We start from the raw sequence: 489 nt of genomic DNA, 5'->3' as shown, positions 1-489 counted from the left end.
CACGATGCGCCGCGCCATGGAGCTGGCCCTGGAAGATGCCGGCCTCACCCCGGACGCCATCGGTTATGTGAACGGCCACGGCACCGCGACTGAACAGGGCGACATCGCCGAAACGCTGGCGACCAGCAGCCTGTTCGGCGAACACATGCCGATCAGCTCGCAAAAGAGCTTTCTCGGCCATACCCTCGGTGCCTGCGGTGCGCTGGAGTCATGGTTCAGCATCGAGATGCTCAACAGCGACCGCTATGTACACACCTTCAACCTCGACGAGGTCGACCCGCACTGCGGCAAGCTCGATTACCTGCGCGGCGAATTCCGTCAGATGCATCACGACTACGTGATGAACAACAATTTCGCTTTCGGCGGCGTCAACACCTCGTTGATCTTCCGCCGCTGGGCATAACCGAATCAATCCAGGTCAAGGAGACCTACATGCACTTCAACAAACTCGCCGCCGTCACCCTGCTGCTCTGCGCCCTGCCAGCGATC

General features: G+C 60.5%; 1 pseudogene. It reads left to right on the top strand.

Annotation, left to right across the window (positions count from 1 at the left end):
- Window positions 1–403: pseudogene (locus J5M56_RS24675) on the top strand (beta-ketoacyl-ACP synthase); the annotation flags it as partial.
- Window positions 404–489 lie beyond the last annotated feature (86 nt).

The sequence above is a fragment of the Pseudomonas sp. 51_B genome (genome assembly GCF_017491595.1).
GTDB lineage: Bacteria > Pseudomonadota > Gammaproteobacteria > Pseudomonadales > Pseudomonadaceae > Aquipseudomonas > Aquipseudomonas promysalinigenes.
Note: the sequence above shows the minus strand (reverse complement) of the source record. Positions and strands in the feature narration are given on the sequence as shown.